16 protein-coding genes and 2 pseudogenes are annotated in these 22,870 nt (G+C 62.4%); 8 read left to right on the top strand and 10 right to left on the bottom strand.

What is annotated here, in order from left to right:
* Positions 1-7 precede the first annotated feature (7 nt).
* On the bottom strand, positions 8-544 hold the full coding sequence (locus VSR82_RS25585) for a hypothetical protein (protein WP_429463430.1): 537 nt from the start codon (positions 542-544) through the stop codon (positions 8-10).
* Positions 541-1,119, bottom strand: a complete 579-nt coding sequence (locus VSR82_RS25580; protein WP_429463428.1) for a hypothetical protein — start codon at positions 1,117-1,119, stop codon at positions 541-543. The genes VSR82_RS25585 and VSR82_RS25580 overlap by 4 nt, the downstream gene beginning before the upstream one ends.
* 1,939 nt (positions 1,120-3,058) lie before the next feature.
* Here VSR82_RS25580 and VSR82_RS25575 point away from each other — a divergent pair.
* Positions 3,059-3,529: a PRC-barrel domain-containing protein gene (locus tag VSR82_RS25575; RefSeq protein ID WP_368581687.1), complete on the top strand. Its 471-nt coding sequence runs from the start codon at positions 3,059-3,061 to the stop codon at positions 3,527-3,529.
* A 390-nt stretch (positions 3,530-3,919) separates the two neighbouring features.
* Here the strand turns inward: VSR82_RS25575 and VSR82_RS25570 are convergent, their stop codons facing one another.
* Complete coding sequence (locus VSR82_RS25570) at positions 3,920-4,687, bottom strand: DUF72 domain-containing protein (RefSeq protein WP_410842393.1); 768 nt, start codon at positions 4,685-4,687, stop codon at positions 3,920-3,922.
* Between the two features lie 248 nt (positions 4,688-4,935).
* A pseudogene (locus VSR82_RS25565) lies at positions 4,936-5,694 on the bottom strand (extracellular catalytic domain type 1 short-chain-length polyhydroxyalkanoate depolymerase); the annotation flags it as partial.
* On the opposite strand from VSR82_RS25565, the pseudogene VSR82_RS25560 reads away from it, so the two are divergent.
* Positions 5,695-5,817: pseudogene (locus tag VSR82_RS25560) on the top strand (CopG family transcriptional regulator); the annotation flags it as partial.
* A 245-nt stretch (positions 5,818-6,062) separates the two neighbouring features.
* On the opposite strand, the gene VSR82_RS25555 reads toward VSR82_RS25560, so the two are convergent.
* Entirely contained in the window at positions 6,063-6,716 is a 654-nt protein-coding gene (locus VSR82_RS25555) for a TetR/AcrR family transcriptional regulator (RefSeq protein ID WP_410848394.1), read from the bottom strand.
* A gap of 147 nt (positions 6,717-6,863) precedes the next feature.
* Here VSR82_RS25555 and VSR82_RS25550 point away from each other — a divergent pair, with 147 nt between their 5' ends.
* The 5 genes from VSR82_RS25550 to VSR82_RS25530 all read left to right on the top strand — a co-directional run bounded on the left by VSR82_RS25550 (position 6,864) and on the right by VSR82_RS25530 (position 12,747).
* Positions 6,864-7,802 carry an alpha/beta fold hydrolase gene (locus VSR82_RS25550; protein ID WP_498858204.1) on the top strand — a complete coding sequence of 313 codons (939 nt, stop codon included), beginning with the start codon at positions 6,864-6,866 and terminating at the stop codon, positions 7,800-7,802.
* Between the two features lie 496 nt (positions 7,803-8,298).
* A complete protein-coding gene (rbsK, locus tag VSR82_RS25545) occupies positions 8,299-9,219 on the top strand; it encodes a ribokinase (RefSeq protein WP_429463689.1) in 921 nt (306 codons plus the stop codon).
* A 53-nt stretch (positions 9,220-9,272) separates the two neighbouring features.
* On the top strand, positions 9,273-10,592 hold the full coding sequence (locus VSR82_RS25540) for an MFS transporter (RefSeq protein ID WP_429463421.1): 1,320 nt from the start codon (positions 9,273-9,275) through the stop codon (positions 10,590-10,592).
* Between the two features lie 38 nt (positions 10,593-10,630).
* Complete coding sequence (locus VSR82_RS25535; protein WP_368581478.1) at positions 10,631-11,590, top strand: dihydrodipicolinate synthase family protein; 960 nt, start codon at positions 10,631-10,633, stop codon at positions 11,588-11,590.
* A gap of 59 nt (positions 11,591-11,649) precedes the next feature.
* Positions 11,650-12,747: a LacI family DNA-binding transcriptional regulator gene (locus VSR82_RS25530; RefSeq protein ID WP_429463419.1), complete on the top strand. Its 1,098-nt coding sequence runs from the start codon at positions 11,650-11,652 to the stop codon at positions 12,745-12,747.
* 246 nt (positions 12,748-12,993) lie between these two features.
* Here the strand turns inward: VSR82_RS25530 and VSR82_RS25525 are convergent, their stop codons facing one another.
* The 5 genes from VSR82_RS25525 to VSR82_RS25505 form a co-directional block, all read right to left on the bottom strand.
* A complete protein-coding gene (locus tag VSR82_RS25525; RefSeq protein ID WP_498858203.1) occupies positions 12,994-14,748 on the bottom strand; it encodes a methyl-accepting chemotaxis protein in 1,755 nt (584 codons plus the stop codon).
* A 554-nt stretch (positions 14,749-15,302) separates the two neighbouring features.
* Positions 15,303-16,109, bottom strand: coding sequence for an oxidoreductase (locus VSR82_RS25520; protein ID WP_498858202.1), 807 nt, complete (start codon positions 16,107-16,109; stop codon positions 15,303-15,305).
* A gap of 74 nt (positions 16,110-16,183) precedes the next feature.
* Positions 16,184-19,324, bottom strand: a complete 3,141-nt coding sequence (locus VSR82_RS25515) for an efflux RND transporter permease subunit (protein WP_498858201.1) — start codon at positions 19,322-19,324, stop codon at positions 16,184-16,186.
* Positions 19,321-20,436, bottom strand: coding sequence for an efflux RND transporter periplasmic adaptor subunit (locus VSR82_RS25510; protein ID WP_429463411.1), 1,116 nt, complete (start codon positions 20,434-20,436; stop codon positions 19,321-19,323). The genes VSR82_RS25515 and VSR82_RS25510 overlap by 4 nt, the downstream gene beginning before the upstream one ends.
* 81 nt (positions 20,437-20,517) lie before the next feature.
* Complete coding sequence (locus tag VSR82_RS25505; protein WP_368581472.1) at positions 20,518-21,135, bottom strand: TetR/AcrR family transcriptional regulator; 618 nt, start codon at positions 21,133-21,135, stop codon at positions 20,518-20,520.
* Between the two features lie 96 nt (positions 21,136-21,231).
* On the opposite strand from VSR82_RS25505, the gene VSR82_RS25500 reads away from it, so the two are divergent.
* Positions 21,232-22,695: an efflux transporter outer membrane subunit gene (locus VSR82_RS25500; RefSeq protein ID WP_429463408.1), complete on the top strand. Its 1,464-nt coding sequence runs from the start codon at positions 21,232-21,234 to the stop codon at positions 22,693-22,695.
* Positions 22,696-22,870 lie beyond the last annotated feature (175 nt).

The following is a 22,870-nucleotide window of genomic DNA, read 5'->3' as shown; positions in this document are numbered from 1 at the left end:
CGCTTTTTTATTGCAGGTTGCCCCAGCGTGCGACTGCCGGCTCGGCCGTCGCCCACTTCCAGCCCTTGTCCTGCTGGCACGCGCTGGCCGTGAACCACCTCTCGGGCGCGTTCGGGCCGTCTCCGTCCTGCACCGAGAACACGAAGTCTTTGCACAGCGCGAGCGCCGAGTTGACCGCGCGCGTCACGCGCACCTGGCCGTGACCGTTCTCGATCGGCAACGTGTGCTTGACCGACCATGGTTTCGTTTCACCGACCGGCATCGTGCCGACCAGCGCCGCCATCAGATCCTGCTGGTCCTTGTGCATGCTGCGCATGTAGCGCGCGACCGCTTCGTCGGTGGCGGCCTGCACCGCCACGCCGACGCCGAGCGCGACGGCCGGATTGCTGGTCACGATGCCCGAAGCGACACCCGCCGCCGCGCCGCTCGCGGCGCCGATCGACGCGCAGCCGCTCGCCAGCAGGCTCGCGCCGACGCATAGCGCGCCGGCCGCGATGAGCCGAAGCCGATCACCCCACGGAACGCCTGGCGAACGCAATTTCATTGCAGCGCACCCCAGCGCTCTGTGGCGGGTTCGGCCGACGCCCAACGCCAGTCCTTACCGTCACGGCAAACCGATGCGATATAGAACGCGCTGCTCGCGGGCTTGTCGCGCGTTGCGGTCTGATCGACGGAAAAAACGATTTCCTTGCAGTCGAGCGCGCCGGTGCTGATCAGGCGGCTGACGGTCACGCGACCGTGCTCGTCGTCTTCGATCGGGAAAGAGTGGATGATGCTCCAGGGAGCGACCGCCCCGACTTCGAGCGGACCGGCCGCCTGCGCGATGCTGTTCTGCGTATTCGTGTGGACCACGCGCTCCGAATACTGCACGCCGGCGCGCGCGGCGGCGACCGCGCCAAGACCGATACCGGTCGCGACCGCCGCATTGCTGGTGACCTTGCCCGCGACCGCGGCACCCGCGATACCGGCGCCCGCGACCGCGCCTTCCGAGTACAACGAGCTGCAGCCGCTCAATGCCGACGACACGGCCAGCGCCAGCGCGATCAGCGCTGCTACGTGGGGGCGTTTGCCTGTGACAACGGACTTCGCGTTGTCAGCCCACACCAAGTTCTTCTGCATTTCTACCGTCCCTGCCCTACCAGTGCCGTCGATCAAGGCCACACGCGTAACAGTCTGCGGCGATGAGGCTCATATGCGATCGCGTCCACGACAGAAGATCGACCCGTGCACTCGAGGCTTTCCACGCGCGAGCGCAGTGTGCCACCGCCGACGGAGACACTTGAGCAAACAATGTTCCCATTCTCGGAGAGTGATCTGTGCTCGTCGGCCTCCGGTCGCTGAGACGGAACTATCGAATCCCGACAACCGAACCGACAATGCAAACGGAGTCCGCCTTTTCGGCGGCTTCTGTGCGCACCGCACTAATCTTGCGCTGGCATGGAACGGTGTCGCTACAATTACCTCTCGCCATCCTCTGCTCCTGTCACTTCGGGATTCAACACCGTCTTCATCACGTGCGCTGCTCGATCGCGACTACTGGAAACGGCGCGCACAAATGCCAACCGCGCGCTCCGATGCCGGGCTGCTGCCTGATTGCCGGCTACGTCGCCTCACCGCCCGTTGCAAACAAGATGGTTGCGACAGGAGCGCTATGATGTCGACGGCGAACTTGGGACCTGGAACGGCGACTGTAAGACGGTGCTCTCACCTGGCTGCGTTCGGCAAGCGTCGGGCGTGCCATACCAGATAGAGATGGGCAGTTATCGAGTGATGGGCGAAGCGGAGAGCGATGCCGTACTCGTTGCGCCAGTGCTTGCCTACGATCACGGTCGCGGCGAATGGCCGACGAGGACGGTCGCCACTTTGACGTTCAGTCGAGCATCACCGCCATGCATCGGGATATTTAGGAGAGTAGACATTTCTTCTGCTTTCTTGGAGCGTCGCATCAGTCATTGCGCTGTGTCGCGTAGCTGGCGATCCGCCAACGCATCAATTCCCACGGGCTGTTAGCTTTTCGCTTGGCCCGATCACGCGGTCGACATGGACCGCGCAACAACGTACGGCGACCGGTGTCGGGGCAAGTCTGTCAGTTTGCATTGCGGCAGCGAATCGCTAGCTGCGTAGTCGAAAGGCGGGCTGTGTCGCGTGGACGTCAGCCTCGCGCGATGTTGACGCCGCGTGCAACCCGCTGTTATCGCTACCGGCCATCTTGCCTTGGGCTGTTCCGTGGTTTATTGACGTCGCTGTTCGCGCCGTCACGGGTACCCATATTCAGACCATTGGCCTTGCCGCGCCTGGAAGGCACCGTCGCAGGGCCACTGGCCGCTCCACTGCCCATGACATTCGGTGAATCGGATTCCCTCCCACTGGGGGTCTTCATCCAACCGGCGCCGCCATGGGATGTTGCCGCCGCTTCTGCTCTGCCGCCTTGTGCATATGTAGTTGCCGACAGTGCCATCACTAGAGCCGAAGCGAAAAACGTGTTAGCTGGATGTTTCATGGCTCACTCAAAAGAAGATATCTCATGTCAGCGTCTGCGGTTCCCGTGAATGAGGCGCCGCAAGCCGCGTGCCTTCTGTCGCTGACTAGTCGCCGTTGCCAATGCAAGTTGGCCATGAAATCAACAGCAGACCGTAGGCAGCGCGTAATGTCTCGAGAATGCCACTATGACGTCTGTCCGTCGCAATGGCCGGCGCTGGGCAGCGTCCTGCCTTGCAGCGGGCCGCTCGTGGACTCCCGTTTCTCGCGGCTCTTTGGCATGGATTGGCGTGTGCTTCGTAAGAACTGCTTCGTCATTTCCGCGGGTCCATTCCCCTGTACAACACATGACAAACCTCAATAGAGGTCTCAGGCTTGGTCGTTGCCGCGAACGTTTGCCGCGTTCACATTCTGAAGTGATAGGCATTCTGAGCCTGCTGGCACGACCTGAACTGCACAAATCTCACCGTTCGTCCCAGCCCCTCGACGACCGTTTCTTCGGTTGCGAAACAGATACTAACTTCCTTTGGGCACGCGCCTTGCGCACCAACAGAGCACTATTTTTTGATGGAGGTGAATGATGGGCTCAATCAACCCGCAAGGCACTCAAAGCGGAGCCAACATCGTCGGCGGAGGCGTCGGCGAAGGCCCGGGGCCGGAGGTCATGGCTGCAGCGACGCTCGACGGCACCAAGGTGATGTCTTCTGACGGCGAACACGTCGGGAAGATTTCAGACATCATGCTCGATGTCCGCAACGGTCGCATCGCCTACGCGGTGCTCTCCGAGGGCGGCTTCCTTGGCATGGGTTCGAACCTTCACGCCATCCCGTGGAGCGCGCTCACTCTCGATACGGACCAGAAGTGCTTTTTTGTTGATATTGCGGCGCAGCGCCTCAAGGACGATCCCGGCTTCGACAAGGACCACTGGCCGGCGATGGCAGATGCGAAGTGGGGAGAGACAACCTACAGCTACTACAACAGGAAGCCGTACTGGTCCGCAACCCAGGAGGTCGTAGAAAGCGACCCAACGTTCCGGCCGAGCGAGCATTAAATTAAAAGACTATGGCGTTAGCCGTCCGCGGTAAATGCCTTATCTGCCACTCAGCGCCTATGCCGCCGTGACCTGCTTTGGTGGCCTAGGCGCATTGCTTGAAGTACCAGACGCGCGGAAAAACGTCCCCTGCAACCAGGATGGTTTCGCTGCCTCCCTTCGCTGCTTCGCCGAGCTTGGCGAACGGTTCGACCGCGGCAGATATTTTCTAATGGCGGTGCCGCGACCGGGGTGGCTGTGCGCGACTGGATCGATACGCGGGCTAAATCCCGCGCGCTCTCGTGGCTGATCGCACGGGCATTTTTGGCCCAGTCGTCTATCAACCGACCTTTGGCATCCTGATGGACTCTTGAAGAGACGTGGGCGCCAGGATCTCTTCGACGGGCTATCTCAGCAAGCGGCCCCCTCCAGCTTCTCCATCAGTGTTAGAGCGTTAGGAACCGCCTGGCCGCGCGCGGTATTGTCGAAAATACACCAGACCTCGGACGCAGAGGATCGAGCCTCCAAGAGCCGCGCAGCCACCGCTTCGATGAACGCCTCGTCGTATGCCGAATAATAGATCTCTGGCGAGCCATGCAGACGGACGTACAGCGTCCCCGGATCACCCACCGGTTCGACGCCGGCGATCGGCGAAGGATGCGCGCGCACGCAGGCGATCCCAGCGCTTTTCAGTGTTTGCGCGCCCTCCTCGGTAAACCATGTGGCATGGCGCGGTTCGCAGACGATATGCGCTGCCGTGAGGCTACGCATCAGGGTAAAAAAATCTCGTGTCGCGACTTCATCGAACGCCAGGCTGGGTGGCAGTTGCAGCAACAGGCACCCCAATTTTCTGCCCAACGGTGTGACCTCCTGCACGAAATCGCTGACGGGCGCATCCGCGTCGCGCAACCTGAGCTCGTGCGTAATCCTCCGCGGAACCTTGACAGAGAACCGGAATGCATCGGGTACGCTTGCAGCCCATCGGGCATAGGTTTCCGGCCGGTGCGAACGATAGAACGACGAATTGATTTCAACCGAAGAAAAGATTTGCGCATATCGTTCGAGATGGCTACCCCGCGCGGGAAAGCGGGCCGCCACGTTGGCTGACAGTCCCCATCCGGCACATCCGATTCGTATCGGCGATGCAGTGGAAGGACTCTCGCAATGCTTCACATGGATCGGGGGGTTTCGATTCAGCAAGGTCGGCGCCAATGTTGGGTTCGTCGGTCCGCAGCGTTACCGACAGATTCTACTGATCGCGGCGAACCTGCCGTTCTCGCTGCCCCTGCCGTGGGGGCCATGCCCGGGCATCCTCGCGGTGAGTTTTTGATCGGTCTGCACGTTTAGCGGTTCAGAGGCGGGTTTGCTCAGCAATCGGCGTGGTGACAATAACAGCCCGGGTCCATTTCGCTGCCCGCGTCATCGGCTCATCGCCGCTGAGGGTGCGCAAGAAAGAATCGCAGCATTTCCGCACTTGCGTCAGGACCGACGGGGTCGGTGTAGCTGCCCCTCGCATTGCCGCCTGCCCACGCGTGCGGCCCTCCGTGAATAGTCCACAGTTCGGCATCGATACCGTCCGCTGAAACCAGCTGGGATACGGTGCAGGCACGTCGACCTGTATCGTTCCGACGCTGTTCGCGGCCGCCATGCGGTCGTGCGACGAAACCATGAACAAGCTGCATGGCATTTTGTACGTGAACAGTGGCGTCCGCATATCCGTGGAAGACGATGACTGGCCGTTTCGGCGATGAAGTGACAGCGTCCATGGCATGCCGCGCCTGTCTGGAACGCCTGCCGCCCTTCATCGCCGCGAGCGCGGATGGAAGATCGTGAGCGCATCGAGCCGGAAGACCGGAATGCACCCCCGCCGCCGCATACAGTTCGGGATACGTGTCAATCATGATCGCCGCCGTTGCGCCACCCGCGGACAGACCTGCGACGTACACGCGTTCAGGATCGACGTTGTGGGCTGCGATAATTTCCCGTGTTATGCCTGCGATCAATGACGGTTCACCGCGTTCGCAATGCTGATCATCGGGTTTGAACCAGTTCCAGCACTTCGACGGATTCGTCTGCTGCGGTTGCTCCGGATAGGCGACAAGAAATCGGTGCCGCTCGGCCAGCGCATTCATCTGCGTGCCTGCTGCGAAATCGTCGGCGTTCTGTGTGCAGCCGTGCAGCATCACGCCAGCATCGCCGGCGACGTCACCCCGGAACTCGCACTCGCGACCATCGAAAGCGTCGTGGAGTTGGGGGCCTTTCACGCCTCGACTGCGGTCAAGACGGCGCTCGCCGACAGAATCCGCTAGCAGCGCAACGTCTGGCACTCAATCGCTAACGGACCAACAGAATGAAACCTGAAGTGGAGGACCGGCCGGTTGGTCAGGCAATCCACGGCATTCGGCGATGCCAGCATTCTTGGAAAACGCCGAACTTCGTGCCACAGAAGCTGAAAATCACTTGGACCTCGTGACGCCGCATTTTCAGCGGCTCGACGCTGGACTCACATGCAACGCGATCCGAATCTTAGAGAGCTCGACTGCCCCGTAAATCCTCACGATGCTTTGGCAGTATTCAAGTTTTGGCCCAGAGGCGAAAACGACAGCAGCCGCACTGTGTCCTCGATCAGGCTATTGCGGTCGGACTCTCCGTTTTTCATCAGCCGTACGAGTCGATGATCGAGAAGCAGCATCGACAGGCCATGCACGAAAGACCAGACGAAGACCGCGATCGAGCGCTGGCTCGCCCCATCGAGTTGAATAGCGGCGATTTCACGTTCCAGAACATACAGCGCGCAGTCGTTGGGGGCTGACGGCGTTTTGCCGTGCTGGTCGGCCGGCAGCGGCGGCCCGAACATGACACGAAAGCGCTCCGGCCGGTCCAATGCGAAATCGACATAGACACGCGCGACACAGCGTAAGCGCTCTGCAGGGCCGCCCTCGATCCTGGCCAGCGCCGTTTCCAAGCGCTCTGCCAATTCTTCCACGCCTTTCTTGGCAATCGCGGCCAACAGGCCGTTCATATTCGAAAAATGATGCGCGGGCGCGGCTTTAGAAACGCCGGCTCGCCGCGCACATTCGGCCAGCGTAAAGCCGGCCACACCTTGCTCCTCAAGCAGCGCTTCGCCCGTTTTGATCAGGGCAGAGCGCAGATCGCCGTGGTGATATGACGATTTGGTCGGAGCGGATGAATTTTGATCGGAAAGCATCTTGACGGGGTTAAGATGGGTGCATAAGATTCCATCTTACCGTCGTTCAGATGGAATCGCTAGGTCTTTGGTGTTTTATGCGGGCTGCGAACCTTGGAAGTCTGAACGGCTTTCGCCAACGTCGTCGCGACCGAGTGAGATTTGCAAATGCTGAATTCAACGATAAGTAGTACAAGTCATTTAACGTACTTACCACCGACCGATAACTGGAAAACACAGACACAGGAGCGGAAAGTCCTGACTGCGTTTGGCAAGATCAACGTTCGTACCGGTGGCAGTCAGGACGGCCGCACGATGGTTTTCTGGCCGAGCCTTATGCTAGACGCCTCCATGTGGAGTTATCAGTTCGATCACTTCGCGGCCGACTATCGCATTGTGCTTATCGATCCGCCGGGGATCGGCGGATCGGATGCGTTGCGCCGTCCGATTACCGTTGAGGATTCCGTTGCGTGTCTGAAAGAGATACTCGACGCACTCAAAGTGAAATGCTGCATCCTCGTCGGCAATTCTTGGGGATCTTTGGTCGCAGGCGTTGCAGCTGCAGATCTGCGGGAGCGCGTAGAGGCAGCAGTCATCACCAATGGCACCGCTTCTGCATCGACGCCGGAACTCATCGAGCAGATGAGCAGCATAGCCGACGCGCTAGAAGACTGCGAGATCGCCCCTGACTGGCTGCTGCCCGCCGTACGGCAAGGGTTCGGCGGGCAAACGGCCGAGGCTCGTCACCCTGAATTTCTGGCCTACCTCGGCCGAATAATGCAGGAAGATCCCGTGTCGATCGCGTTCGCCATCAAAGGCATATTGCTCGCCCGCGAAGATTTGCACGCCACGATGCGGCGGATTCGTGACGTGCCGGTCCTCGTCATCGCGGGCAGTGAGGATCGAATTTTCGATGTCGCTCAGACGCAAAGGCTGGTCGATGCGATCGCCGGCAGCGAATTCGTGCTGCTGCCGGAGACTGGCCATCTTGCTGCGCGGGAGAACCCCGTGGCCGTCAATGCAGCGATCGACGCTTTTCTGGCCGCTCGGATAGCGCGATTACGAGACCCATCTGCAGAGCCTTGGAACGTCCGGCCGGCAGTCTGAAAGATATTTTCCGTATGTGCGTCAGCAGTTCTTCACTTACGTGGCGCAGTTCTGATCTGCGCTTGCTTCAAGTGTTACCTTTGCTTGTCGACGAGACTTCTCGTTAAGAATCTGATGACGCCGATGGTCCGTCATCTTCTTCCGCCCCGGATTTCGTCACTAAGGTGAACAGCTGACGAACTAGACGTGTTGCTTGCCCCTTTGAATGTCCGCCTCCAGCTTGCGGCCGTTCGAGCGGGGAACTTGTCAACGACAGAAGTGGGTCGGCAGTACACACTGCCGACTGGCCGGTGGTGACACAGCGCTTCATCAGCTTTTAAGGGACTTCCCGAAGGTCGCGCCTTTTCGATTGCGTCGGCGTGCCTTGGCGAGTAATGTAAGCGCTAACACGTTCCCTATTGCAACGTTCACCGGTCCTCATTGCATGTCATCCCTAAAAACAGCCGAAAATGTAAGCGCTAACACGCGTTCTACCGAAGCATCCTCTTCGGTCCGGATCATCGTCGCAGGTAGCGCGAACATGGATCTGGTGGTGCACGCGGAGCGTCTGCCCGCGCGGGGGGAAACCTTGCTCGGCGGCGCGTTCGCTACATTCGCCGGCGGCAAGGGCGCCAATCAGGCCGTCGCGGCGGCGCGTCTCGGCGCTTCCGTGGCGATGCTCGGCTGCATCGGAGACGACGACTTCGGCGCGCATCTCCGCGCGCGTATGGACGGCGAGCACATCGATACGGCGCAGCTGCACACGGTGGACGACATGTCGACCGGCATCGCCGCCATCACGGTGGCCGCGGACGGTGCGAATACGATCGTCGTCTCGCCGGGCGCCAACGCCGCGCTTACGCCCGCCCACGTCGATGCGGCGCAAGACGCCATCGGGGCCGCCGGCATGCTGATTTGCCAACTCGAGGTGCCGCTCGACACGGTGCGGCACGCAATTTCGGTCGCAGCAAGGCTCGGCACGCCCGTGCTATTGAACCCGGCTCCGGCGCAGCCGCTTCCGGACACGCTGTATCGCCAGGTGGCTTTTATCGTGCTCAACGAGACCGAGGCCCACTTGCTGACGGACGTGCCCGTCGATGGCCCGGCGTCCGCGCGCGAAGCCGCAGCACACCTGCGCGCGAAAGGCGTGGAGACGGTGATCGTCACCCTCGGCGCCGAGGGCGTCTGGTACGCGACAAGCGGAGAAGAAGGTCACCTGCCCGCGCCGCGCGTCGATGCGATCGACACCACCGCGGCCGGCGACACCTTCGTCGGCGGCTTCGCAGCCGAGCGCGTGCGCGGCGCCAGCATCCGCGATGCGATCGACTTCGGACAGCGGGCCGCAGCGCTCAGCGTCACGCGTCAAGGCGCGCAGGCATCCATTCCGACGCAGGCCGAAGTGCGGGCACAACCCGCCTTCCCGGCAACGGTTCGATAGACCCGGCTACGCGAGATCGCAGCCGATCCACAACACAACATGGAGACGACAGCATGAACCCAACCCCCGTGTCCGAGCAGGCACCGCCGCGCGTGCGCCGCGCCCAGATCGTGGCGCTGACGCTGCTGATGGTGAGTGGCATCGTGAACTATCTCGATCGCGGCACGCTCGCGGTCGCGAATCCGCTGATCCGCAAGGATCTTGGTCTGTCGCTCGGCGAAATGGGGTTGCTGCTGTCGGCGTTCTCCTGGAGCTACGCGCTCTTTCAACTGCCGGTCGGCGGCCTCGTCGATCGCATCGGACCGCGCAGGCTGCTCGGCGTCGGCCTGATCATCTGGTCGCTCGCGCAAGCCGCGGGCGGCATCGTGTCCACCTTCGGCTGGTTCGTCGTCGCGCGCATCGTGCTCGGCATCGGCGAGTCGCCGCAGTTTCCGTCGGCGGCGCGCGTCGTGAGCAACTGGTTTCCGCTGCGCGCGCGAGGCAAGCCGACCGGCATCTTCAATTCCGCGTCGCCGCTCGGCACGGCGCTCGCACCGCTGTGCCTGTCGGTGCTCGTCGTCGAATTTCACTGGCGCTGGGCCTTCATCGTTACCGGCGCGCTCGGTCTCGTGGTCGCGGTGATCTGGCTCGCCATCTATCGTGACCCGAACCCCGCTGCGCTCACTGCGGAGGAACTGCGCTACCTCAAAGGCGACGCCGTGGAGACGAAGCCTGCCGAGCAGCTCAGCTTCGCCGACTGGCGCGCGCTGTTCTCGAACGTCACGACTTGGGGGATGCTGATCGGCTTCTTCGGCTCGGTCTATCTGAACTGGGTTTATCTGACCTGGCTGCCCGGCTACCTGACGACAGAGCGCCACATGACCCTGATGCACACGGGGATCGCGGCCTCGATACCCTTCTTCTGCGGCTTTCTCGGCGCGCTTTGCGCAGGCTGGTTCTCGGACTTCATCACCAAGAAGAGCGCCTCGCCGGTGGCTAGCCGACGCAACGCGGTCGTCATCGCGATGCTCGGCATGGTGGCGTTCACCGTGCCGGCTGCACTCGTCGAAAGCAACACGATCGCCATCGTCTGCATCTCGGTCGTAATCTTTCTCGCCAATGCGGCATCAGCCTGCTCATGGGCACTGGCAACCGCGGCAGCACCCGCCAACCGCGTCGGCTCGCTCGGCGCCATCCAGAACTTCGGCGGCTTTCTCGGCGGCGCACTCGCGCCCATTCTCACGGGCTATATCGCGCAGGCGTGGTCCTTCGTGCCGGCATTGCTGACGGCTGCGGGAATCGCCTTCGTCGGCGCAATGAGCTATCTCTTCCTCGTGCGCAAGCCGATCGAGGTCGAGGTCGAACCGGGTACGCCGGCGCGCGCTCACGCCTGAGAAGCGTCATATTCAATTCTCAAGAGGACAACACCGACATGACCCTCCCCACTTCCCTGCCGCGCTCGACGCCCTCGATCGAAGGCATCGTTCCCGTCATGCTGACGCCTTTCGACGACGCCGGGACCATCGACTATGCCGGGCTCGAACGATTGATCGAGTGGTATCTCGCGCATGGCTCGGACGCGCTCTTCGCGGTCGCCCAGTCGAGCGAAATGCAATTCCTGAGCCTCGCCGAACGCGCCGCGCTCGGCCGCTTCGTGGTCGAGCGCGTGGCCGGCCGCGTGCCGGTCGTGGTCTCAGGCCATATCAGCGACGATCCGGACGCGCAAGCCGAGGAGCTGAACGCGGCCGCCGCGACGGGCGCGGACGGCATCGTGCTGGTGACGAACCGGCTCGATCCGCGCCGCGAAGGCACCGAAGCGTTCTCGGCGAACCTTCACCGCCTGATGAGCCGCCTGCCCTCGGACATCCCGCTGGGGCTGTACGAGTGCCCCGCCCCTTATCGGCGCCTGCTGTCCGACGACGAACTCAAGATGTGCATCGATACCGGCCGCTTCGTGATGCTGAAGGACGTCAGCTGCGATCTCGACACCGTGAAGCGCCGCGTCGCGCTGGCGAAGGGCTCGCCGATGAAGATCCTGAACGCGAATGCCGCGATCGCTTGGGACGCGATGAAAGCCGGCTCGGCAGGTTTCAACGGTGTGTTCACGAACTTTCATCCGGACCTGTACAACTGGTTGCGCAACCGCGCCGACGAGAACCCGGCGCTCGCACAGGAGCTTTCGATCTTTCTCGTACTCGCGGCGGTATCGGAGGCGCTCGGCTATCCGGCGCTCGCGAAGATGTATCACCAGCGGATCGGCACGTTTCAGTCGATTCGTTGCCGCGCGATCGACTACGACGTGCGCGAGCGCTTCTGGGCGCTCGACGCGGTGCTCGACAGGATCGTCGAAGGCACCGAGCATTTCCGTTCGCGCATCGCCGCGGGGATTTGACCCATCAGTCACCCCGCCGCGGGTAAGATGACGGGCGTTCTTTTCGAATCACACCGTTGATGGCTCGCTCCTCTGACTCCGCCTCCACTCTCGAAGAACCGTCGCCGACCGGACGTTCGGCCGGCGGGCGCGCCCGCCGCGGCGCGGGCCGCCCTGTCCTGTCGGATGTCGCAAAACGCGCGGGCGTGTCAACGGCGACGGTATCGCGCGTCTACAACGAGCCCAGCAAGGTGTCCGACAGCGTGCGCGAGCGCGTCGAACAGGCCGCACTGGAGCTGAACTGGTTTCCGAATGCGGCCGGGCGCGCGCTCGCGTCCACCCGCAGTCACATCGCGGGCATCGTGATTCCGACGCTCGACGATCAGGTGTTCGCCTCGCAGGTGAGCGGCATGCAGGCGGAGTTCGCCGCGCGCGGCATCACGCTTTTTCTCGGCTGTTCGAACTACAACCCCAATGAAGCGCTCTCGCAGGTTCACGCGATGCTCGCGCGTGGCGTGGAGGCGATCGCGGTCGTGGGCGAAGCGCATCCGCCGGAACTCTTCGAAGCGCTGCGCGTGTGGCGCGTGCCTTACGTCGTGCTCTATGCGTGGCGCGAGGGAAGCACCCACGATTGCATCGGCTTCGACAACCGTGCGGCCTATGAGCAGATCACCGAACATCTCGTCGGGCTCGGACACCGGTCATTCGCGGTCTGCATCCAGCCGACGCGGGATAACGACCGCGTGCAGGCGCGACTCGCGGGAATTCGCGTCGCGCTCGAACGTCATGGTCTCGCGGTTCGGCCTGAGCATCTGATCGAAGGCGAATCCACACTCGATTTTGGAAGGCGGGCGTTGCGTGCGCTCTGGCAACAACCGGGGCCGCGTCCAACCGCGGTGATCTGCGGCAACGATCATATTGCGCTGGGCGTCTTGCGCGAGGCGGAAGAACTCGGCATCGCGATTCCTGAGCAGCTTTCGGTCACCGGCTTCGACGATCTCGCGATCGCGCGCGAAGCGCGGCCGCCTCTGACGACGATGCACGTGGACACGCGCGAGATCGGCACGGTCGCCGCGAAGCATCTGCTCGATGCGCTGGATGGACGACCGACGCGGCAAGGGTACGCCGTGCCGGCGGAATTGAAAGTGCGCGGGTCAACCGGGCCGTGCGTGGGATGACCGTTGTTGATGTTGCTGCCTGGGGCACGAAGGTCTGCCCTTCGAAGGTTGCGCACGCGCGCCGCATCTAGCCAACATCTATTGCCGCCGCCGATGCGCTCGGGCGGCAACATCCCACTGAGGCCCGCAGCGATCGGCAGCGTGCTGTTCGCACTCTTGCTCATGCGCTTTCGCAATACACGCGATCAAATGGCCTGACGCCGGCGCGGGCGATCCACGCGGCCTGGGGTGTCGCCACTGCGCGCGTCAGAACGTGTCCCAGCTTTCTCCGTTGACTGTGGTGGCTGCAGCGGCGCGTGTCGCATTAGCCGTCAGCGCGACCGGCCTCGTGTTGGCTGAGGTATTCCGGGGTGCTCGCGGCGCAGTCCGCACCCGTGCCACCGGGACGCTTGCCGGGGCAACGGGTCTGCCCGGTGCGTGCCCAGCGGCCTGGGAATCCAGACGGAAGAACGACACGGCCTGGTTCAGCTGCCGGCCCTGATCCTCGAGCGATTTCGACGCCGCCGCCGCTTCTTCCACCAGCGCGGCATTCTGCTGCGTCACTTCGTCCATCTGCGTAATCGCCTGATTGACCTGCTCGATCCCGCGGCTCTGCTCGGTCGACGCGGCTGCGATTTCCCCCATGATGTCGGTCACCCGCGCCACGGCCTGTGTCACCTCCGCCATCGTCTTCCCCGCCTCGTTGGCAAGCGACGACCCATTCTGGATCTTCTGCACGGACGCGTTGATCAGATCCTTGATCTCCTTCGCGGCACTGGACGAGCGCTGAGCGAGGTTGCGCACTTCGCTCGCGACCACCGCGAACCCACGTCCCTGCTCGCCTGCACGGGCGGCCTCCACCGCGGCATTCAGCGCGAGGATGTTGGTCTGGAAGGCGATCCCCTCGATGATCCCGGTGATATCCGCGATCCTGGTAGAACTCGTCCTGATTTCGCTCATCGTATCGACCACCTCGCCAACGACCTGATTGCCCCGTCCCGCCACTTCGGATGCGTTGGCCGAGAGCGAGCTCGCCTGCTGCGCGTTTTCGGCATTCTGCTTCACCGTCGACGTCAGCTCCTCCATGCTTGCGGCGGTTTCCTGCAGTGACGCAGCCTGCTGTTCCGTACGCGTGGAAAGATCCACGTTGCCCGACGCGATCTGGCTCGAACCCGTCGCGATATTGTCAGCCGAAGTACGAACCTGACCGATCAGGTGAACGAGGCTGACCTGCATCTTGCCCATCGAGGCGAGCACGCTTCCGGTCGGCGCACTGTTCGCCCCCGGCACCGGGCTCAGGTCGCCGCCGGCCACGCGCTGCGTCACTTCGACCAGTGCCGTGGGCTCGGCGCCCAAAGCGCGTAGCAGGCTGCGGGTGATGACTGCGCCTGCCACGACCGCCAGCACGAGCGCAACCAGACAGATTGCAATCAACAGATTCCGCTGAGTCGCGAATTGATCGCTCGATTCGCGGACCAGTTGTTGGGCGCGTTCACGGGTGAAGTTCTCGTACTCGTTGGACGCCTTGATCAGGGCCGAAAGCAGTGGCCTGCATTGGGTATCGATTGCCGCAATCGCCGCGTCGCGCTGATTGCTCACCGCCAGCCTGTTGATTTCCAGGGCCACGGGACGGTAAAGCGCCTCGATCCTGGGAAGTTCAGCCGCGAGTCCGCGTGCCTTGTCGGTCATGTCGGAAGCGCCCGCTACCATGGTATTGAACTTTTCCAGGTTAGCCTCGACTCTGCGTTCAGCGTCGATGACGGCGGCCTTTTCAAGTTCGATGTCGGCAGGCGTGGTGACCAGCACCAGATTGCGCACCGCCACGGCCCGATCATCCACTGCAGTGCGGACAGCTTCAGCCACTGTGGCTCGTGCGTTAATACCATTGATGTAGCCGGAAAAGCGGTCATTCGCGTCGTTCAGCTCCTTCAAGGCGAGTCCTGAAACAATCAGTACAACAACGGCCAATGCTCCGAAAGCAACCGTAAGCTTTGTCTTCACGGACAAGTTATTCAGGATCATTTTTCGCTTCCATTTTCGACGGAAAGATACGTAAATGCGGGCGACCGTTGTTGATGCCCGAGTCACGCACCGGTATGCGGCCGCGCCCGTGGAAACTGATGCGCCTCGCATATGTATTTACGGCGGCGGACTTAATGAACTGAAGCCAGGATTGACCCGCCGATCAATTGCGCAAACGTTGGCGCGGCATTGATTTGTACTATCGCGGTTTAGGTATTGTTTAAGCGCGTTTTTATCAGACGAAATAGGATCGGCTAATATAGGAGATCACACCAATTTTCTCTGGCGTTGCAAATAAATCGTGATCTTCGCGAAAGCGATTTTTAAATTCGGTTGGCAGTCCCGACATGAGTTTGCGAGGGAACGGCGCCATTCGCGCGAGACCACGCTTACCGCCCCGTGCAACCAAACCGTTCCCGCGAAGGTTCTTACCGAGCGTTCCAGTCAGTGATCGGAATTACGGTCATAGGGCTCGTCCGGCAATTAGGTGCGCCGGATCTTTTCGCAGAAAGCTCATTTAAATTCTGGTTGTGACGTGAAGTCGGTAGGCAACATCACGAGAGTCCAAATGTCTTTCTCAGGTTTGCGTCGACGGGTCCGGCAGGCATGAAGCGACGCAATTTGCTTAGCAGAGAAGCCTGGCCTTTAGGAGTGCGCCTCATTCTCCATGCGCCCAACGCGGCATCGACAATCGTGGTTGCAACGCCATCAGGCGCTGGCGCCTCATCGACGTTCTTTTGAATCGCGCGGGACACGATGGCGCGCTCATCGTCATAAGCTGCGATTCTGGAAGCCGCATGCGGTGCATTGAGATCCAGATTGGTTCTGGTATAGGAAGGCTCGACAAGCACCACGCGGATTCCTAACTTGCGCACCTCATGATCCAAGGTTTCAGACATTCCCTCGACGGCATGCTTGGATGCTGAATAGAGCCCCATGTACGGAGCCGGAAGGAAGCCGAGCACTGAGCTCACATTGACGATTCTTCCCGAACGTTGCGAGCGCATGTGCGGCAGTACCGCTTGTGTTGTGCGCAAGATACCAAAAACGTTGGTATCGAATAGCGACTGAGCCTCGGCAATCGACGTTTCTTCCGTCGCGCCGAGCAGCGTCACGCCCGCGCTATTGACAAGCACGTCGATGCGCCCGGCTTCTGCGATGACGCTCTGGACTGCCCGTTGCACTGAGGCGTCGTTACAGACATCCATCTCGACCAGCACCACACCGGGGATCGATTGTGTGGTTGTAGCGTTGCGTACGGTGCCGAATACCCGGCAACCCTGCCTGGCAAACTTCTCCGCGGTGGCTCGTCCGATCCCCGACGACCCACCGGTAACCACGACGACTTTGGAATTGGACATGACAGTTTCCTTCAATGCACGTGAATGGGAATAAAAGGCGGATCAGCCGCTCCGATTGATCTTGCAGCCAAGGTTCATTGCCTGGCAGCGAGTACGTCTTGCGGCAGGTCTTTCGCAGCCTGCGCCTGCTTATGCCTGCCTCCGTGCAGTTCAGTGGTATCGCCCGGCCGGATCCTGAACCAGATGGAATACATGGCCGGCAGGAACACCAGGGTCAGGATCGTCCCTGCAAAAGTGCCACCGATCAGCGTATAAGCGAGCGTCCCCCAGAACACCGAATGAGTCAGCGGGATGAACGCCAGGATCGCCGCCAGCGCGGTCAGGATCACGGGGCGCGCACGCTGCACGGTTGCCTCGATCACGGCATTGAACGGATCCAGCCCGGCCTGTTCGTTCTGATGAATCTGGCCAATCAGAATCAGCGTGTTGCGCATCACTATTCCCGATAGCGCAATGAGGCCGACCAGCGCATTGATACCGAACGGCTGCCGGAAAAGGATCAAGGTTGGCACGACACCGATCAGTCCCAGCGGGCTGGTCAGAAAGACCATGACCATCGCGGAGATCGAGCGCACCTGCAGGATGATGATGAGCAGCGTGACTGCGAGCATGATCGGAAAGAGCGGCAACATGGCTGTGGTCGCCTTGCCTGATTCTTCGATCGAGCCGGCCTGCTCGATACGGTAGCCGTCCGGCAGCTTGTCCATGATGGGCTGAAGCCGCCTTGTGATCGCCGTTGACACGTCTGGGGGCTGCAGACTCTCCGCGATGTCGCCGCGCACGGTAATCGTCGGCACCCGGTCGCGCCGGCGCATGATCGGTTCCTCCATGCGCACATCGACCTTGCCCACCTGCGACAGCGGGATGCGCTGGCCGTTTGCGCCAGCGAGCGTGAAGTCGCCGATCCGCGCCGGGTCGAGCCGGACCTCGCCAGCCGAGCGCGCGATGACCTGCACCGTGCGAATGTCCTCGCGGACGACGGTGACAGGCACACCGGTGAGCAGGAATTGCAGTTGTTGTGCGACCGCGCTCGATGTCAGCCCCACGGCCTGCAGCCGGTCCTGCTGCAGGGTGAAGTGCAGCGTGGGCGTGCGCGTGCCCCAGTCGGTGTTGACGGTGCGCATCATCGGACTCGCATCCATCACCTGCTGAACTTGCTCCGCGATACCGCGGAGCTTGTCCGGGTCCGGACCCGTGACCCGGTAAGCGACCGGGAACGGCGAGTAAGGGCCGAATATGAGCTGCGTGACGCGCAGGCGCGCCTCGGGCGCAAGCCCATCGGCAATGGCCTGGCGCAGCCGCTGTTTGAGTGCCTCGCGCTCGTCCTGGTTATCCGTGCGCACCACGATCTTGGCAAATGACGGATCGGGCAGTTCCGGTCCCATCGAGAAGTAGAACCGCGGGGCGCCCTGACCGACATAGGCTGTGACGATTCTCGCTTCCTTCTGTCTGGCCAGCCAGCCTTCGACCTTCGCTGTGGCGGCGCTGGTCTGGGCGATCGACGTGCCATACGGCATCTGCACCTCGATCAGCACTTCAGGGCGGTCGGAGATCGGGAAGAACTGTTTCTTGACTACCGCCATGCCGAGGACGGCCAGCACGAAGAGGCCCACGACCGACCCGGCGACCAGCCACTTGCGCGCAATGACGCGCTCCAGCACCTGACGGAAACGGTTGTATCGCGGCGTGTCATAAAGCGCGTCGTGGCCACCTTCGACTTTCCTGAAGTCGGGCAGCATCTTGACGCCGAGGTAGGGGGTGAACACCACGGCGACCACCCACGATGCGATCAGCGCGATTCCAACGATCCAGAACATGTTGCTGGTGTACTCGCCCGCAGTGGATCGGGCGAAGCCATTGGGCATGAAGCCGACCGCCGTGACCAGCGTGCCGGAGAGCATGGGCGCCGCGGTATGACTCCACGCATAAGCGGAGGCGGCAACGCGGCTGTAGCCCTCTTCCATCTTCACCACCATCATTTCGATAGCGATGATGGCGTCGTCCACCAGCAGGCCCAGCGCCAGGATCAGCGACCCCAGCGTGATGCGGTCGAAGTTCTTGCCGGTCGCGAGCATCACCAGGAAGACCACCGCCAGTGTTAGCGGCACGGCCGCGGCAACCACCAGGCCCACGCGCCAGCCCATGCTCACGAAGCTCACCAGCATGACCACCAGCAGGGCAGCGAAAAACTTCACCATGAACTCATCGACCGCCGAACTGATGTTGACGGCCTGGTCGGTGACCTTCGTCAGGCTCATGCCGAGCGGCAGCCCGCCGTTGATCGCGCCCACCTCACGGTCGAGCGCGTGACCGAGATCGAGCCCGTTCCAGCCGTCGCGCATCACGACGCCCAGCAGCAGCGCAGGTTCGCCGTTGTTGCGGATCAGGAACCTCGCCGGATCTTCATAGCCACGCGTGACGGTGGCAATGTCCGATAGCTTCAGCGTGCGTCCCTGCGCCACGACGGGCGTATCGCGGATCTTCTGCAACGCGTCGAACGCGCCGTCGAGGCGTATGAACACCTCCGGGCCTCTCGTCTGCACAGAGCCGGCGGGCGTCAGGGCATTCTGGCCGTTCAGCGCGGCGAACACGTCCTGCGGACTGACGCCCAGCGTCGCCAGACGATCATGCGAAAACTCGACATAGATCCGCTCCGCCTGCTCGCCAATGATGTTGACCTTCTTCACCCCCGGCACGTGCAGCAGCCGCTGGCGCAGAGTCTCGGCGTCGCGTACCAGCAGGCGCTGCGGTTCGCCCTTCGCCTTGAGCGCGAAAAGCGCAAACGTCACATCCGCGTATTCGTCGTTGACCATCGGCCCGATCACACCAGGCGGCAGGTTGCCTGCCTCGTCGCTGATTTTCTTGCGGGCCTGGTAGAACTGTTCCTGCACTTCCGAAGGCGGTGTGCTGTCAAGCAGGGTCAAGGTCGTGAAGGCGAGGCCCGGTCTCGTGGAGGTCTCCGTACGGTCATACCAGCGCAGTTCCTGCATGCGCTTTTCGATCTTTTCGGCGACCTGGTCCTGCATTTCCTGCGCGGTGGCTCCCGGCCAGGCAGTGATGATGGTCATCACTTTGACCGTGAAGGCGGGATCTTCGGCACGGCCGAGCTTGAAGAATGAAACGAGTCCGGCCAGCGAGATCAGGCAGATCAGGAACAGGGTAATGGAGCGCTCGCGCACGGCGAGCGCGGAGAGGTTGAAACGACCTTCGCTCACGGACGGGCTCCCTCGGTCGCGGTCACGGGAGCCTGCCCCGCCACACGGACCAGTTCACCTTCGCGTAGCAGATGCGCGCCGAGCGCGACGATCCGGTCGCCTTGCTTGATCTGGCCGATGATGCGGACGTCGTCGTCATCCACATGCTGGACCGTGACCGGCCGCCATGAGACCTTCGGCGGCTCACCGTCGACGACCCATACTCCCGGTCCCTTGCCCGCATCGAAAAGGGCGCCAAGCGGCACCTTCAGCGCGCTTTGCGCGGAACGATGCGCATCCGGGATCTGGATGGTGACCGTTGCTCCTAGCGGTGCATCGGACAGCGTGCCGTCGAGCACGTATCGAGCCTCGAAGGTGCGGGTGAGCGGGTCCGCAGCATCGGACAGTTGCCGCAATTCGGCGGGAACCGTGACGTCCTGCTTGCCGAAGAGCGTTGCCTGCGCGACGGAACCGACCTCAGGGCGCAGGGTTTCCGGCAACTGGATGACGGCCTCGCGACGTCCGGCGTGAGCCAGGCGCACTACGGTCTGCCCGGCGTTGACGACCTGGCCGGGCTCGGCCAGCGTTTCCATGACGACACCATCGGCGTCGGCCACCAGCTCCGTATAGCGACTCGCATTCAGCGCGACGTCGGCTTCGGCTTCGGCTGCGCTGAGCTGGGCTTTGGCAGCATCCGCCGCAGCCTTGACCTGGTCGTAGGCCGACGCGGAAATCGCGCCCGTGCCGCGCAGATCGCGGTAGCGCGCTTCATCTTCCGCAGTCTGCTGCGCCCGTGCCCGCGCGGCAGCGACGGCCTGCTGCTGCGCCTGCGCGGCCAGCTTCAGATCGACGGGATCGATGCGCATGAGCGGCTGGCCGCGCCTGACGCTCTGCCCGGCATTGACCAGCCGCTCCAGCACCTTGCCGGAGACCCGAAACCCCAAGTCGCTCTGCACCCGGGCGGCTACCGTACCGGTAAATGAGCGCGAGGCAGGCGGTGCGTCCCGAACGACGGCGGAGCGCACCAGCGGCGCCTCCGTGCGCGGATCGGGCGGTGCTTTTGCGCCGCAAGCGGCCAGCGCAAGCGGCAAGGAGAAGACGACGGCTGAGGTGGCGAGGCGACGCGCAAGCATGAAAGACCCATCGACGAAAAGATGATGGATCCGATTATGGTTCTAGTGACCAATATAGTCAACAGTCACCATTCGTGCGCGTTAAGGTGAGAGGCTTCGGAGCACCAGACTGGACAGCTTCGCCGGCGCCTCATCGGTGTAATCGAAGCTGTGTTGCAGGATCAGAGGGTTGAGGTACGGGCGCAAAACCAGGTAGATCGCCATCGCGGTCTCATCCAGCGGCGTCTTGCGCTCGAAGTCCCCGCTTTGCCGCCCCTCCTGGAGGATGTCCTGAAGCAGCTTCTGGATGCGCTCTTCATAGGCGAGCGTCGCCTGCCACTGCTCGGTGGCGGCCGACGCGGCAATCTCGTAAAGCTTGCGGTCCTGGGAGAACAGGCGAAGGCTCGCCTCGACGATCGCCTTGAACATCCGCCGCAGTTTCTCTGGCGGCCGGTCGACCTCTTCGACGGCAGCTTTGACCTCGCTTTCGATCTCACGCAGGCAGTTCGCGCAGATCATCTCGCCAATCGCCTGCTTGGACTCGAAGAACTTGTAGATATACGCCTTGGAAAAGCCGATGGACTTGGCGAGATCAGAGACGGTCGTTTTCTCGTAGCCATACCGGCTGAAGTGCTCGGTGGCCGCCGCAACGATCTGATCGCGCACCTCATGGTCGGCTGGGCCGCGGGCCGAAATGGGATAGGTGGCTGCATTTTTCATGGTTCCTAGCTTACCGCCGCTCCCGAAAATCGACAACAAGTGACTAAATTGTATTATAGTCACTTTCATCCGCCCTCCTCGCCCCGGAAGAAGCTCATGCTGCCCAAACGCACCCTTGCCATGCTTATCGCCGCCAGCCTATCGGCAGGCTGCGCGGTAGGTCCCGAATACGTTCGGCCCGATGTACCGATGCCGGAGCGGTTCATCGGCCAGGCCGCGGTCGATCAGCGGCATGCGACGGCCACTGCGGACCTCGACACCTGGTGGACGGGGTTCGGCGATCCGCAACTGACGCGATTCGTCGCGCTTGCGCTGGAGCAGAACCTTGACCTCGCGCAAGCTTCTGCTCGTGTCGCCCAGGCACGTGCGGCACTTGGGGCGGCGAATGCCGCGCTGCTGCCTTCCGGCAATGTCAGCGGCCAGGCAGCCAGGGTCTACCAGTCGGTTGAAACGCCCCTCGGGCGAGTTTTGAACTCGACGCCCAGTTTCGACCGCTACGGCAACGATTACGAAGCCAATCTCAGCGCGAGCTGGGAACTGGATGTGTTCGGAGGCCTGCGTCGTGGACGGGAAGCGGCGCTCGCCGAGTACGAGGCTTCGGAAGCCGGCGCCGCGGCCACACGCCTGGCCGTGGCGGCACAGACCGCCGACATCTACATCAGCATCCGCGGATTGCAAGCCCGTCTGAACGTTGCGCGGCGGCAGGTGCAGACGCAGCAGGATCTGCTCTCCACCATCAACCTTCTGTATGGCAAGGGGTTGGCAGCCGAGCTTCAGGTCAGACAGGCGGAGGGGGCACTTGCCCAGGTCCGGGCCTCCGTCCCGGTCCTCGAGACGGGCCTCGACGCGGCCATGAATGCACTGGATGTGATGCTCGGCGCCCAGCCCGGCGTACACCGGGCCGAGTTGCTCGAAGCCGGCGACATCCCCGTCCCCCCACAGATCGGAGCCACCGGATCCCCCCGCGCGCTGCTCAGACGCCGGCCCGACCTGATCGTGGCCGAGCGACACCTCGCCGCATCGAATGCACGTATTGGAGTGGCGATCGCCGAGTACTACCCCAAGGTCTCCCTCAGCGGACTGATCGGCAGCGCGACATCCGTGGCTAGCGGCAATCTGTTCTCGAGCGGCGCCAGCCAGGCCGCCGGCGTGCTCGGTCTGCGCTGGCGTCTGTTCGACTTCGGCCGGATCGATGCGCAGATCAACCAGGCCAAGGGCCAGCAGTCCGAGATGCTGGCTGCGTACCGGCTTGCCGCACTACATGCAACTGAGGACGTGGAGAACGCTTTTTCGGCACTGGTCAAGCGCGAGGAACAGGCCGCTGTGCTCAACCAGGGCGTGGACTCGCTCGGCCGCGCAAGAGCTGCCTCTTTTGCAGCCTATCAAAAAGGCGTGGTCAGCCTGATCGAAGTCCTGCAAGCCGACGACAGCCTGCTACGCACCTCCGATGCGCGAGTGCAGGCACAAACGGAGTCAGCCCGGGCAGCAGTTGCTGCTTTCAAGGCGCTCGGGGGTGGTTGGCAAGCCGGCGAATCCGCGGCGACGGTAGCCACCAGGTAGCTGGCGCACGCGCCGAAAGCACGCAAAGCGGCGTCGGGAAGCTCGCAATGAAGCGCCCCGGGTTTTCCGGAGACTCCACTTCTTGAGAAAATGGAGCTATGGAAAACACGAAGAAGAAGTCCCCGAGGTACTCGCCGGAAGTTCGTGAGCGGGCTGTGCGAATGGTACTGGAACA

It is taken from the genome of Burkholderia sp. JPY481, from assembly GCF_038900515.1.
Lineage (GTDB): Bacteria > Pseudomonadota > Gammaproteobacteria > Burkholderiales > Burkholderiaceae > Paraburkholderia > Paraburkholderia youngii.
The sequence above is the reverse complement of the archived record's forward strand: the minus strand, read 5'-3'. Positions and strand labels throughout refer to the sequence as shown.